At 59.1% G+C, this 13,428-nt stretch carries 13 protein-coding genes; 3 read left to right on the top strand and 10 right to left on the bottom strand.

Features of this window, described 5'->3' with window-relative positions:
- Nucleotides 1–121: 121 nt before the first annotated feature.
- The 4 genes from ACQKEK_RS04090 to ACQKEK_RS04075 are packed head-to-tail and all read right to left on the bottom strand — an operon-like array spanning nt 122 to nt 3,160.
- Complete coding sequence (locus tag ACQKEK_RS04090; protein ID WP_499141145.1) at nt 122–859, bottom strand: S-methyl-5'-thioinosine phosphorylase; 738 nt, start codon at nt 857–859, stop codon at nt 122–124.
- A gap of 14 nt (nt 860–873) precedes the next feature.
- Nucleotides 874–1,872, bottom strand: a complete 999-nt coding sequence (nagZ, locus tag ACQKEK_RS04085) for a beta-N-acetylhexosaminidase (RefSeq protein WP_128120515.1) — start codon at nt 1,870–1,872, stop codon at nt 874–876.
- A gap of 16 nt (nt 1,873–1,888) precedes the next feature.
- The gene (locus tag ACQKEK_RS04080) at nt 1,889–2,413 is read right to left on the bottom strand and encodes a L,D-transpeptidase family protein (protein ID WP_499141144.1); all 525 of its coding nucleotides are present in this window, start codon (nt 2,411–2,413) and stop codon (nt 1,889–1,891) included.
- Between the two features lie 39 nt (nt 2,414–2,452).
- Complete coding sequence (locus ACQKEK_RS04075; RefSeq protein WP_128120513.1) at nt 2,453–3,160, bottom strand: TetR/AcrR family transcriptional regulator; 708 nt, start codon at nt 3,158–3,160, stop codon at nt 2,453–2,455.
- Nucleotides 3,161–3,357: 197 nt separating this feature from the next.
- On the opposite strand from ACQKEK_RS04075, the gene lexA reads away from it, so the two are divergent.
- Nucleotides 3,358–3,966, top strand: a complete 609-nt coding sequence (lexA, locus tag ACQKEK_RS04070) for a transcriptional repressor LexA (RefSeq protein WP_499141142.1) — start codon at nt 3,358–3,360, stop codon at nt 3,964–3,966.
- 10 nt (nt 3,967–3,976) lie between these two features.
- Complete coding sequence (gene sulA, locus ACQKEK_RS04065; RefSeq protein WP_046163814.1) at nt 3,977–4,456, top strand: SOS-induced cell division inhibitor SulA; 480 nt, start codon at nt 3,977–3,979, stop codon at nt 4,454–4,456.
- Between the two features lie 76 nt (nt 4,457–4,532).
- Here the strand turns inward: sulA and ACQKEK_RS04060 are convergent, their stop codons facing one another.
- Nucleotides 4,533–4,769: a hypothetical protein gene (locus ACQKEK_RS04060; RefSeq protein WP_045428419.1), complete on the bottom strand. Its 237-nt coding sequence runs from the start codon at nt 4,767–4,769 to the stop codon at nt 4,533–4,535.
- Between the two features lie 177 nt (nt 4,770–4,946).
- Between ACQKEK_RS04060 and ACQKEK_RS04055 the strand changes: the two genes are divergently transcribed.
- Nucleotides 4,947–5,786, top strand: coding sequence for a DMT family transporter (locus tag ACQKEK_RS04055; RefSeq protein WP_499141140.1), 840 nt, complete (start codon nt 4,947–4,949; stop codon nt 5,784–5,786).
- Between the two features lie 37 nt (nt 5,787–5,823).
- Here ACQKEK_RS04055 and ACQKEK_RS04050 read toward each other — a convergent pair whose 3' ends face one another.
- From ACQKEK_RS04050 to fadB, 5 genes are all read right to left on the bottom strand, one after another.
- A complete protein-coding gene (locus ACQKEK_RS04050; RefSeq protein WP_499141139.1) occupies nt 5,824–6,342 on the bottom strand; it encodes a DUF6586 family protein in 519 nt (172 codons plus the stop codon).
- Between the two features lie 76 nt (nt 6,343–6,418).
- A complete protein-coding gene (gene topA / locus ACQKEK_RS04045) occupies nt 6,419–9,031 on the bottom strand; it encodes a type I DNA topoisomerase (RefSeq protein ID WP_499141138.1) in 2,613 nt (870 codons plus the stop codon).
- 303 nt (nt 9,032–9,334) lie between these two features.
- Nucleotides 9,335–9,562 carry a DUF1653 domain-containing protein gene (locus ACQKEK_RS04040; RefSeq protein ID WP_499141358.1) on the bottom strand — a complete coding sequence of 76 codons (228 nt, stop codon included), beginning with the start codon at nt 9,560–9,562 and terminating at the stop codon, nt 9,335–9,337.
- 80 nt (nt 9,563–9,642) lie between these two features.
- Nucleotides 9,643–10,818: an acetyl-CoA C-acyltransferase FadA gene (gene fadA, locus ACQKEK_RS04035; protein ID WP_073301589.1), complete on the bottom strand. Its 1,176-nt coding sequence runs from the start codon at nt 10,816–10,818 to the stop codon at nt 9,643–9,645.
- Nucleotides 10,819–10,835: 17 nt separating this feature from the next.
- Nucleotides 10,836–12,983, bottom strand: coding sequence for a fatty acid oxidation complex subunit alpha FadB (gene fadB, locus ACQKEK_RS04030; RefSeq protein WP_045428432.1), 2,148 nt, complete (start codon nt 12,981–12,983; stop codon nt 10,836–10,838).
- Nucleotides 12,984–13,428 lie beyond the last annotated feature (445 nt).

Genomic DNA, 13,428 nt, shown 5'->3' with positions numbered 1-13,428 from the left:
AACTAGCAGCAACGTGCTACGTCTTTGCGACCGTTCTGACGGCTCCTGGCGAAGCCATCAACGCCGTTATCGCCAGCATGCCACTGGCTACTAGCCACGGCACTCGCTGGCGGGACTGCTCTCAACCAGCCAACGCGCGAGCCAGCACCGCACGTACCTTCACAATTCCTTCAGCCAGCGCAGCCTCGATTTCCGCCATGGTGATGATCCCACTGCTTTTGCCCGCAGCCGGATTGACCACCAGCGCCAGACAGGCGTAGGGCAGCTCCAGTTCACGCGCCAGCACCGCCTCGGGCATACCGGTCATCCCGACGATGTCGCAACCATCGCGCTCCATCCTGGCGATTTCAGCGACCGTCTCCAGCCGCGGCCCCTGAGTGCAGCCATACACACCATGACTGCTGAACAGGTAACGTTCAGCTGCCAGACCGGCGATCAGGCGCTGGCGCAAGGGCTCGTCATAGGGATAGCTGAAGTCGACATGGGTGACATGCTCGACGTCGCCTTCGAAGAACGTGTGCTCGCGACCGTAGGTGTAGTCGATCAACTGATGCGGCACGCAGAGGTGACCGGCCCCCATGGTCGAATGGATGCCTCCGACTGCATTCACTGCGATAACGGCCTGCGCGCCGGCACGCTTCAGCGCCCACAGATTGGCGCGATAGTTGACCTGATGTGGCGGAACCCGGTGCGGGTGACCATGCCGAGCGAGAAACAGCACTTCGCGACCGGCATACTCTCCACGCACAATATCGGCCGACGGCGGACCGTATGGCGTTTGCATGGGTATCGCTTCGAGCAGGGTCAGCCCAGGCAGCTCGGTAAGCCCCGTGCCGCCGATAATGGCATGGACAGACATCTGTGTTTCCTTGGTCAAGCGATCAGTTCGGCAGCTTTGAGTGCAGCGACGGATGCGCGCCAGCGCGGATCCTGTTTGTATTCCAGTGAGCCGCAAGCCCGGTTGCGCATTCTGCCCAAAGCCGGTGATGGCTGTGCCCCGAGCCGCTGCAGCGCCGACAGTGCAAGCTCAGCAGCCCCGCGATCATTACACACCAACCCCATATCGCAACCCGCCGTCAGCGCCGCCTCGATGCGGCTCGCCGCATCACCGGCGACATGCGCACCAGCCATCGATAGGTCATCACTGAAAATCAAGCCGCGGAATCCCAACTCATCGCGAAGCACATCCTGCAACCAACGCCGGGAAAAACCAGCGGGCCTGTCGTCTATTTGCGGGTAGATAACATGGGCGGGCATCACGGCATCAAGCTCGGCGGCCAGCTTGCGGAAAGGGACAAGATCCCGACCGCGCAACTCATCCAGCCCGCGTTCATCGACCGGTATTGCGACATGAGAATCCGCTTCGGCCCAGCCATGACCAGGGAAGTGCTTGCCAGTGGCCGCCATTCCGGCGCTGTGCATGCCCCTGATGAAAGCGCCGGCCAGCTCGCTTGCCCGTAGTGGATCACCCTCGAATGCACGCGAACCAACCACAGCGCTGCGCTGGTAATCGAGATCCAGGACTGGCGCGAAACTGAAATCGAGACCGACTGCGAGCACTTCAGTCGCCATCACCCACCCGCAAATTTCTGCCAGCTCCTGCGCATTGGGACGCGAGGCGAATTCGCGCATCGCCGGTAGCCGGACGAAGTCACGCCTCAGCCGCTGGACGCGCCCCCCTTCCTGGTCGACCGCCAGCAGCAGATCAGGCCGCACCGCTCGAATCGCTCGGCAAAGCTCTTGGACCTGAGTCAGGTTTTCGATATTCCGGGCAAATAAAATAAGCCCGCCTACTTCCGGTTGGCGTAGCAATTGTCGGTCCTCGGCGGTCAGCCAAGTACCGGCAATATCCAACATCAAAGAGCCATGCATGTTAGTGAGCGAATCCTTATATCAGCGTTGCGCTTGACCAATCCGGGCATGCAGCTTCGCCGATATACACGGCACAGCCAGCGGGCACACGGGGGAAGAGTTCGAGCAGGTCGGCATTGCGTAACCTGATGCAGCCGTGGGAGAGCGGTATTCCCATAGGCTCCGAATCCGGCGTGCCATGCAGATAGATGTAGCGGCGAAAAGTATCGACTGGCCCCATCCGGTTGTACCCCGGCTCGCAACCACTGAGCCAGAGAATCCGCGTCAGGATCCAGTCACGGCCAGGAAAACGCTCATGCAGATCGGCATCCCATACCTCCCCGGTCCAACGCCGTCCGCGCAAAACGGCTCCCGAAGGCAGGCCCTCACCAATGCGTGCGCGCACCTGATGACGGCCTCGTGGCGTACAACCGGTGCCATTGCGTTCACCAGCACCATTACGCGCGGTAGAAACAGGGAAACGAAGGCGCAGGCAGGAATTGGCAAACCCGTAGAGCGTCTGGTCAGCGATCGAGATATGGAGGAAATCGAGGTCATTCATGGGCGGCTAGCTTAGCCGATCGCCCCTTGAGGATGCACCCTAGCCCTTGGCTGGCATTGCCAAGGCGTTGCGCCGGGCAATCGGATGGGCCTGCGCCAGCCCTGGATCTGCGACACCCGAGTCGGCCCGCATACCCGCTGCAAGAAACGGGACCATCATGCGCATGACCTGCTCAATCGAGGTTCTTGCGCCGAAATCGTTCTCGGCGATAGCCCTTAGCGCTTTGATACCCGACATGCTGAAAGCCGCAGCGCCCAGCATGAAATGCACACGCCAGAACAACTCGATCGGCGGGATCGACGGCGCGGCCTCGTGTACCCGGTGCATGTAACGGCGAAACACCTTGCCGTACATGTCCTCGAGATAGCGACGTAGATGCCCCTGGCTCTGACTGAAGGAAAGCCCCAGCAGACGCATGAAGATGGACAGATCATCGCCGCTGCGCGGCGTCACTGCCAGCGCTTGCTCGACCAGGATCTCTAGCAACTCTTCGAGGCTTTCCTTCCTGTCAGACTGCGCTTCGCGCCTATCCAGCTCCCGCTCAAGGCTGATGCAGAATGGCCCTAGAAAACGCGAGAAAACTGCCTGAATAAGTGCCTTTTTCGAACCGAAGTGATAGTTCACTGCGGCCAGGTTGACGCCGGCTCTGCTGGTGATCAGACGCAACGACGTCTCGGCGAACCCCTTCTCAGCGAATAGCTGCTCCGCCGCATCCAGGATACGCTCGACTGTTTCGGACTGCGCCATGCCCTCTCCCCCGACAAACATCTGTTTGAAACTTACGTTTCAACCTACACCAAGTCAACCGACATAGCGCCGAAATGCTTCGGCGGCCCTTTACTGCGCGCTCAGAGCCTACCTGCCGCCCAATCAAACAACGATTGCCAAGCACTCGGCACTGTATATAATCCCAGTCACTGTATAAAAGAACAGAGACCCTTTTGATGATCAAACTGACCCCTCGCCAGTCGGAAATCCTCGCCTTCATCAAGCGTTGCCTTGAAGACAACGGCTACCCGCCGACACGCGCCGAGATCGCTCAGGAGCTGGGTTTCAAATCGCCCAACGCCGCAGAGGAGCACCTCAAGGCTTTGGCTCGCAAAGGCGCCATCGAAATGACGCCCGGCGCCTCTCGCGGGATACGTATTCCAGGCTTCGAACCGGCTACCGAGGACAACGGCCTTCCGGTAATCGGACGGGTTGCTGCCGGTGCGCCAATTCTGGCGCAGCAACATGTCGAAGAATCTTGCCAGATCAATCCTTCATTTTTCCAGCCGAAGGCTGATTACCTACTGCGCGTCCACGGTATGAGCATGAAGGATGTCGGCATATTTGATGGGGACCTGCTAGCGGTCCATACCACGCGTGAAGCACGGAATGGACAGATAGTCGTGGCCCGAATCGATGACGAAGTAACTGTTAAACGTTTTAAACGTGAAGGCAGCAAGGTCTGGCTGCTTGCCGAAAACGCCGAGTTTGCGCCGATTGAAGTTGATCTTGAACAGCAAGAGTTGGTTATCGAAGGTTTGAGCGTCGGCGTAATACGCCGCTAAGGAGAGGTTCATGCAGTACCATCCCCAACCCACCGCAGGCAAACCACCGCAGCTTTCCTTGTTCGAAGGGCTGATCGCGCATCGCCTGACACCCTTCGCAGAGATAACGCACGCCCCACAGCCAGCCGACGACTGCCTGAGTGAAATGACCCTGACCGGTAGCGGGGATCACTGCCGTCAGTTGCTGGCTCCCATGCTGCGCGAGCTCAGTGAGGCAGCGGATACTCGCTGGCTCACGTTGATCGCACCGCCTGTATCGCTTTCACAGAGTTGGCTGCGAGAAACCGGACTGAATCGTGACCGCATTCTGTTGCTCCAGGCCCGCGATAGCCAGACTGCGCTTGAGCTGGCATGCAAGGCGTTGGTATCAGGCTGCAGCCACACGGTCATTACCTGGTTCCCACGCATCGACAAGGCGGGCCGCCTGAAGCTGCGCGTGGCGGCAGCCCAGGGCAATGCACAGAGCTTGAACATACGTCTGGGTAGCTAATACGCCCCAACCGGTTGGCATAAGGATGTGCCGAAACCCGCCAGGAGCCGCAAAGGCGACCAGGCGTCTTTACCCCTCAATGCAACACTCGCGGCCCTTCTTCCTCCCGCTCGAAATCACCCTCCGATACGCGCCCCGCCATCTGCACGCCAATGTTGAACATGGCCTTAGCGACTTCAACATGCTGACCTTGCAGGAACGCCTTGGCATCATCAGAAAAATCCAGCGTGACCAACACGCCTTCGTCCTCGGCACGACGCAGCACAATGCTGCCGTCGGGTAGCTCGACGATTTCCAGAAAAGACGTTGGCATTGGCATGCTCCCCTTGAAACCGCGCATTGTAACAGCCGACCGCCCAGGCGGCAGCCTTTGGGTTTAGCTGCCAAAACAGGATGCTGAACTGCTGCTCAGTCTCGCGCAGGCAGGAAGCAGATGTGCAGTAACGCGACGGCACAGTAGGATGGCTGCCTATTGAGACCGGACCGCAGGATGACCATAAGAACCTTGCTACTGACCGCGCTGGCCATGCTCGCCTTCGCCGGCAATTCGCTGCTTTGTCGCGCAGCTCTGCGGGACAGCCAGATCGATCCGGCCAGCTTCACTGCGCTGCGCCTATGTGCCGGTGCACTGGTGTTGTGGCTTTTGTTGTGCCTGCGTGGGAAGTCTTCTTCTAACTCAGGCAGCTGGCGGGGCGCCCTCGCACTCTTCGCCTATGCGGCCTCGTTCTCTTATGCCTACCTCGACCTTGACGCAGGCGCCGGCGCGCTGCTGCTGTTCGGGGCCGTGCAGATAAGCATGATCACCTGGGGGATGCTGCAAGGTGAACGCTTGCATCGGGGGCAGACAGCCGGGATGCTCCTGGCAGGAGCAGGGCTGCTTGTGCTTCTGCTGCCAGGAACAAACACACCGCCGCTATCGGCATCACTTCTGATGATGCTGGCAGGAGCGGCGTGGGGAGCCTATTCGATACTGGGTAAAGGGACGCAGGACTCACTTGCCGCTACTGCGGGCAATTTCATTCGCACCCTGCCAATCGCCGTCCTGTTATGCCTGCTTGCGTTGAACACGCTGGAGTGGGACAGCGCCGGATTGATCTATGCACTGCTGTCTGGCGGTTTGGCCTCTGGCATCGGTTACGCCATCTGGTACGCAGCGCTCCCCGGCCTAGGGGCCATCCAGGCGGCCAGCGTGCAACTGAGCGTGCCACTTCTTACCGCCTTGGCGGGGAGCCTGCTGCTTGGGGAGCCCTTGACCGGGAAGTTGCTGGCCGCCGGCCTTGCGATTCTTGGAGGCATTGCATTGGTCATGCGTCTTAGACCAAGTACTTGATCAAGTACAGACACAGCAACATTGCACGTCTAGTCGCTTACCACTCGGTAAGCGACTCGCGAAAGCGTAGGGCCAGCTCTTTCAAGCTGCTTCGCCAAGCCTCCAGCTCTTCACGCGCCAGCGCCGACACCTGCGCATCCACACTGACCGCCTCGATTAACGGCATGGTTGGATCGGTTTTGGTCTTAGCAGGCGCACGAGGCGGCTCGAAGAGTGCTGAGTACGCTTTCAGCAGTTGTGCCAGCCAGGTTTCAGGATGCTCGGCCAACTCAATCAGCTCGGCGAGCTCCGGGCTCGATGACGAGCCCTGCACTGATGGCATCAGCAATAGCTCTGGACGCGGTGCGCTAGCACCAGGCAGGCGGTAATAGCCAGCAATCTCGTGACATAGCCCCAGCAACGCGCCATATAGATGAAAAAGGCTAGCCTCGCGCTCGGCCTGGATCAGGCCTGGCGCATTCAGCGCGCCTTTCTCCTCGGCCCGCCTCCAATTCTCAAGTGCGAGTCCGGCGAAGTAAATTTTCTGGTTGGTACGGGTGTACAGCTCATGAGCCATGGCGACGATCTCCCAAGACTTGGAACGCTACAGGTCGAAGCCCGCGACAAAGCTGGCTCCGACCCGAGGCTGCCAGTTACTTACCGGTGCTCTTGTCCTCTACCTTCCACTTGCTGCCATCGAAGAAGGCTTTCCAGCCAGTCGGCTTGCCGTTGACCTCGGTTTGTACGTACTGCTCCTTGGTCTTGCGGCTGAAGCGGATCACAGCTGGGCGGCCTTCCGGATCCTTCTGAGGCGCCTTGAGCAGAAAGTGATACTTCGGGTCGATCTCATCCTTGTGAGGAATCAACTCCAGTACTAACGGTGCCCGGGTCTCGCGATTTTTCGGAAACTGGCTGGCGGCCAGGAACAAACCGGAAGCGCCATCGCGCAGCACATAGGTGTCGTCGACCTTTTCGCATTTAAGCTCAGGCATCTTCACCGCATCCATCTTCGGCGGAGCCGCCTCACCGCTTCTGAGCAATTTACGCGTGTTCTTACACTCGCCGTTGGTGCAACCGAAGAACTTGCCGAAACGGCCCGTTTTGAGCTGCATTTCACTGCCGCACTTGTCGCACTCCAGACTCGGCCCCTCGTAGCCCTTGATGCGGTACTGGCCCTCTTCGATCTCGTAACCTGTGCAATCGGGGTTGTTGCCACAGATATGCAGCTTATGGGTTTCGTCGAGCAGGTAGGCATCCATCGCCGTGCTGCAGATCGGGCATCGATGTTTGCCCAACAGCACGCGAGATTCGGACTCCCCTTCGTCATCAGCGGCAATCTCATCGCCCGGAATCAGGTTGACGGTGGACTTGCAGCGCTCTTTAGGCGGCAGGCTGTAGCCGGAGCACCCGAGAAAGACCCCAGTGGAGGCTGTGCGAATCATCATCGGACGTCCGCAGACCTTGCACGGAATATCGGTCAGCGTGGGCTGGTTGGCACGCATCCCGTTCTCGCTCGCCTCAGCGACCTCCAGCTTCTTTTTGAAGTCACCGTAGAACTCGTCGAGTACGTGCTTCCACTCGCGCTCACCCTGTGCGACATCGTCGAGATTCTCTTCCATGCCGGCAGTGAAGCCATAGTCCATCAGGTTGTTGAAGCTTTCCGAGAGGCGCTCGGTAACGATGTCGCCCATCTTCTCGGAATAGAAGCGGCGGTTATGCAGAGAGACATAGCCGCGATCCTGGATCGTCGAGATGATCGCCGCATAGGTCGACGGCCGGCCAATTCCGCGCTTTTCCATCTCCTTGACCAGGCTCGCTTCGGAGAAGCGCGCAGGTGGCTTGGTGAAGTGCTGGCTCGGGTCGAGCTTGATCAGCTTCATCCCGTCGCCCTTATTCATCTCCGGCAGCACGTCGTCTTCGCCGCTCTTGCTCTGCTGCGGCATGACCTTGGTGTAGCCGTCGAACTTGAGGATCCGACCCTTGGCGCGCAGCTCGAAGTTGACCGCGGCAACGGTAACACTGGTCGACAGATACTGCGCAGGCGGCATCTGGCACGCGACGAACTGACGCCAGATAAGGTCATAGAGTCGCTCGGCGTCGCGCTCCATTCCTGACAGCTGAGCCGGACGAAGATTGACGTCGGAAGGACGAATCGCTTCGTGAGCTTCCTGGGCGCCTTCCTTGCTGGAGTAGAAGTTCGGCTTTTCCGGCAGGTACTTGTTGCCGAATTCATCTTCAATGAAGCTGCGCACCATGCTCAGGGCATCCGCCGAGAGGTTGGTCGAGTCGGTACGCATGTAAGTGATGTAGCCGGCTTCGTAAAGCCGCTGCGCCATCATCATGGTTTTCTTCACGCCGAAGCCGAGGCGGTTACTTGCGGCCTGCTGCAGGGTCGATGTGATAAACGGCGCGGACGGCTTACTGCTGGTCGGCTTGTCTTCACGCTTGGTGACGCTGTAACTGGAATCCTTGAGCTGCTCAAGCGCGGCCATTGCATGCGCTTCGTTGAGCGGCTTGAAGGCTTCGCCATTTTCGCGGGCAACCTCAAAGCGGACCTTGGCATTGCCGCTCGTATTGAGGTCGGCGTGTACTTCCCAATATTCTTCGGGCACGAACGCACGGATCTCGCGCTCGCGCTCGACTACCAACTTCACCGCAACCGATTGCACGCGTCCTGCAGAGAGCCCGCGAGCGATCTTTGCCCAGAGCAGCGGGGAAACCATGTAGCCCACCACCCGGTCGAGAAAGCGCCGCGCCTGTTGCGCATTGACCCTATTGATGTCCAGATCGCCCGGCTTGGAGAAGGCCTCCTGGATCGCCTTTTTGGTGATCTCGTTGAACACCACGCGCTTGTAACGGCTGTCATCGCCACCAATTGATTCACGCAGGTGCCAAGCGATGGCCTCCCCTTCTCTATCCAAGTCGGTCGCGAGGTAGATAGTGTCGGCTTCCTTGGCCAGGCGACGAAGCTCATCGATGACCTTTTCTTTGCCAGGCAGGATTTCGTACTTCGCCTTCCAGCCGTGCTCGGGATCGATGCCCATCCGGGTAAAAAGCTGACGCTTGGCTTTCTCCTTCGGCGAAAGCGCCGGGGCTTCGGCCGCTGCGGCCTTACCGCGCTTGACCGGCTCCTTGTTGGCAGAGCCGCTGGTGGGAAGGTCGCGGATGTGGCCGATACTCGACTTCACCACGTATTGGTTGCCCAAATACTTGTTGATTGTCTTGGCCTTGGCCGGTGATTCCACGATGACCAGCGATTTACCCATGGAGAGGAGAGTTCCTGAATCGAGAGGTGAACTGAGAGTGTTGAACCGGCCGCAGCCCGACGTCGAAACGCCACCCGGCCTGCCGGTTAAGAAGCGAAGCAGCCTAGCCAGCCTGCGAAGAGCAATCAATCGCTCCAGAAATCATCCGTACCCAAATCCAATGGCAGCCTAACTGCCTGGCAGGGGTTTTATCGTCCGAAACCGAGGGGAGCCATCTTCACTCGGTTCGAAAGCACCGCTATATATAGTGGCGATAGAGCCGAGGTCAAGCGCAGGGCTTAAGCCAGCTCGTCCGGACGACGCCTAAAAACGGCTGGGCTCGGCTTCGATCAGGGCGAAACGGGGAAGCGTTTCACCGTCGACTTCAACCGTTTCGGTGAACATCGAAAGCGGGCGCACCCATAAGCCGTAATCCCCGTATAGCGCCTGGTAGAAGACTAGCGACTCTTCCGTTTCGGAGTGCCGAGCCACTGCATATACGCGGTACTCGGGGCCTTTGTAATGGCGGTAACGGCCTGGCGTGACCTGCATCGCGGCTGCCTCTGAAAAAAAATCGCTCATCAAAATGAAAACCGGGGCACGAGGCCCCGGTTTCCGTGTCGCCAACTAGTTTAGACGCGTTCGAACACTGTGGTGATGCCTTGACCAAGGCCGATACACATTGTGGAAACGCCCAGCGTACCGCCGTTCTGCTTCATCACGTTCAACAGGGTGCCCGAAATACGAGCGCCCGAGCAACCGAACGGGTGACCCAGCGCGATGGCGCCGCCATGCAGGTTGACCTTCTGCTCCATCTTGTCGAGCAGCTTGAGATCCTTCAGCACCGGCAGCGCCTGAGCGGCGAAGGCTTCGTTGAGCTCGACGAAATCAATGTCGTCCATGGTCAGACCAGCACGCTTGAGCGCCTTCTGAGTGGCCGGTACCGGTCCGTAACCCATGATCGCCGGATCCACACCGGCCAGGGCCATGGAGCGAATCACAGCCATCGGCTGGATGCCCAGATCCTGTGCGCGCTGAGCGGACATGACGATCATGCACGACGCACCGTCAGTGATCTGCGAAGACGTGCCCGCAGTCACGGTACCGCCCTTCGGGTTGAAGGCCGGCTTGAGTGCCGCCAGGCTTTCGAGGGTGGTCTCGGGACGAATGGTTTCATCGTAGTCGAAGACCTTGAGGAAACCGTTTTCGTCGTAGCCTTCCATCGGGATGATTTCATCCTTGAACATGCCGTCGACGGTAGCCTTGTGGGCCAGACGATGCGAGCGCTCGCCGAAAGCATCCTGCTGCTCGCGAGTAATGCCATGCATCTTGCCCAGCATTTCAGCGGTCAGGCCCATCATGCCCGACGCCTTGGCAGCGTACAGCGACAGCTGCGGATTCGGATCGACACCATGCATCATGCCGACGTGGCCCATGTGCTCGACACCACCCACGACGAAGACATCACCGTTACCGGTCATGATCGCCTGAGCGGCGGTGTGCAATGCGCTCATGGAGGAGCCGCACAGGCGGCTGACGGTTTGCGCGGCACTGGTGTGCGGGATGCGGGTCAGCAGCGAGGCCATGCGGGCCACGTTCCAGCCCTGCTCAAGGGTCTGGTTGACGCAGCCCCAGATCACATCTTCCACTTCGGCCGGGTCGACCTTGGAGTTGCGTGCCAGTAAGCCATCGATCAGGTGCGCGGACATGGTCTCGGCGCGGGTATTGCGGTGCATGCCGCCCTTGGAACGACCCATCGGGGTACGGCCGAAGTCGACAATGACGACGTCTCTCGGATTAAGGCTCATATCTCTTTATTCCTCAATTAACCGTAGAAGCTCTGGCCGTTGGCAGCCATTTCACGCAGCTTCGCAGTCGGCTGGTACAGCGGGCCCAGGTCGGCGTACTTGTCGGCCAAAGCCACGAACTCGGCGACACCGATCGAATCGATGTAGCGCAGTGCACCACCACGGAAGGGAGGGAAACCGATGCCGTAGATCAAACCCATGTCAGCTTCGGCAGCGGTTTCGACGATGTTGTCTTCCAGGCAGCGGACCGTTTCCAGGCACAGCGGGATCATCATGTAGTTGATGATGTCCTCGTCGGACAGCTCGCGAGTCTCGCTGACCACCGGCTTGAGCAGCTCGTAGGACTGCGGGTCGACCACCTTCTTCGGCTTGCCCTTCTTGTCCATCTCGTAGACGTAGAAGCCTTTGCCGTTCTTCTGGCCGAGGCGGTTGGCGTCATACATGACGTCGACGGCCGTGCGGGTGTCGTCCTTCATGCGATCCGGGAAACCTTCAGCCATCACGTCACGGCCGTGGTGGCCAGTGTCCATGCCGACGACGTCCATCAGATACGCCGGGCCCATGGGCCAGCCGAACTTTTCCATCACCTTGTCAGCACGGACGAAGTCCACACCGTGGGCGATGGCGCGGGCGAAGCCGCCGAAGTACGGGAACAGCACGCGGTTGACCAGGAAGCCCGGGCAATCGTTAACCACGACCGGGCTCTTGCCCATTTTCTTGGCGTAGGCAACGGTGGTGGCGATCGCGGTTTCGCTGGTCTTCTCGCCACGAATCACTTCCACCAGCGGCATCATGTGTACCGGGTTGAAAAAGTGCATGCCGCAGAAGTTTTCCGGACGCTTGAGCGCCTGGGCCAGCAGACTGATGGAAATAGTGGAAGTGTTGGAAGCGATGATCGCGTCATCACGCACCAGACCTTCGACCTCAGCAAGAACCGACTGCTTGATCTTCGGATTTTCGACAACAGCTTCGACAACGATGTCGACGTGACCGAAGTCGCCGTAGGACATGGTGGGACGAATGGCGTTGAGGGCTTCGGCCATCTTCGCCGGAGTCAGGCGACCTTTTTCGACGCGCTTGCCGAGCAGCTTGGAGGCCTCGTTCAGCCCCATCTGGATGCCTTCTTCGCGGATATCCTTCATCAGGATCGGCGTGCCTTTGACAGCCGACTGATAGGCGATACCGCCACCCATGATACCGGCGCCGAGAACGGCAGCCAGTTTCACGTCACGGGCTTGCTTGTCATACGCCTTGGCCTTCTTCTTCAGTTCCTGATCGCTCAGGAACAGACCGACCAGGCTCTGCGCAACAGAGGTCTTGGCAAGCTTGACGAAGCCAGCGGCCTCGACTTCGATCGCCTTGTCGCGGCCGAAGTTGGCGGCTTTCTGAATGGTCTTGATCGCTTCGACCGGCGCCGGATAATTCGGGCCCGCCTGACCGGCCACGAAACCCTTGGAGGTTTCGAAAGCCATCATCTGCTCAATAGCGTTGAGCTTGAGCTTGTCCAGCTTTGGTTGACGCTTGGCCTTGTAGTCCAGCTCACCAGAAATGGCACGCTTGACCAGATCCAACGCGGCGGCCTGCAGCTGCTCGGGGGCAACCACGGCATCTACGGCGCGAACCTTGAGCGCATCTTCAGCACGGTTTTCCTTACCGGACGCAATCCACTCAACAGCGTTGTCCACGCCGATCAGACGCGGCAGACGAACGGTACCGCCGAAGCCTGGGTAGATGCCCAGCTTCACTTCTGGCAGGCCGACCTTGGCAACAGTGGACATGACGCGGTAGTCAGCGGCCATGCACATCTCGAATCCACCACCCAACGCGATGCCGTTGATGGCCGCGACGGTCGGGACACCGAGGTCTTCGAAATCGCTGAAGATCTTGTTCGCTTCGAGGTTACCGGCGACCAGCTCCTCATCGGACATCTTGAAGTTATCGACGAATTCGGTGATGTCCGCACCGACAATGAATACATCCTTGCCGCTGGTAACGATGACGCCCTTGACCGAAGCGTCGGCCTTGATGGCGTCGACTGCCTGGCGAAGGTCGTTGAGGGTGAGGCGATTGAACTTGTTGACGGACTCACCCTTGAGGTCGAAATTCAATTCGACGATGCCGCTCTCAAGAGCCTTAACCGTGATGGCTTTACCTTCGTAAATCATCAACTGATCTCCACGGTATGGAAGCTGAACGTTACGTGTCGCACGTCATCGGTCCGAAGACCGCCACCGTTACCGGTGAAACGACACCCACCGACACGATAAACCGGGCTGACGGCATTTGCGTGGCAAACGCTCGATTCATACGCCCGTTTGATTTGGGTGAGCACACCTTCTTTGAAAAGCACCGGAATGTCAATCGACAGGCCAAGCCGCGAAGACGCTTCGCCCGGTCCAAGACCAATAAGCCTAGCCAAGACCAAGCCCTAGCGCGGCCACCAGGCACAGCTTTTATTGCATGGAAGGTCATTCATGCAGCTGATCGCCAGCCACATCGTTGATAAACCACGGCCTTCAGCACCGTCACAACTGTCTGGGCACCTTGTACACTCGGTGCTCTTACCCAAATTTCGTACAGCTGCGCCAGTTCGCAGGCGCGTCAGGAGTT

This window comes from Pseudomonas sp. NPDC077408, from assembly GCF_050269105.1.
In the GTDB taxonomy this organism is placed as follows: domain Bacteria; phylum Pseudomonadota; class Gammaproteobacteria; order Pseudomonadales; family Pseudomonadaceae; genus Stutzerimonas.
Note: the sequence above shows the minus strand (reverse complement) of the source record. Positions and strands in the feature narration are given on the sequence as shown.